General features: G+C 56.8%; 1 pseudogene. It reads right to left on the bottom strand.

From position 1 onward, the window contains the following. Positions 1–11: 11 nt before the first annotated feature. A pseudogene (locus tag EN859_RS37345) lies at positions 12–287 on the bottom strand (DNA-binding protein); the annotation flags it as partial.

A 287-nucleotide genomic window follows, 5' to 3' on the forward strand; every position in this document is an offset into this window, starting at 1 on the left:
GCGATCTCCGCTTATGACCGACCCGGTTGCCAGTCGCTCATCTGCAAAATGTTACCGCCGAGTTTTGCAAACGCGCGTTGGCGGCAGGAGAAAACGAGAATCTGCTGATCGTGTGATTGACGATGCAAAGCGTCGAACATGCGCTCGATGCGGTCGTCATCGGAATAAACCAAAGCGTCATCCAGGATAACCGGTGTGGGTCGGCCGTCGCGGGCAAGCAAACGGGCGAAGGCCAGACGTGTCAGAACCGAAAGCTGTTCTCGCATGCCGCCACTCAACCTATCGAC

It is taken from the genome of Mesorhizobium sp. M00.F.Ca.ET.216.01.1.1 (assembly GCF_004010325.2).
Classification (GTDB): Bacteria; Pseudomonadota; Alphaproteobacteria; order Rhizobiales; family Rhizobiaceae; genus Mesorhizobium.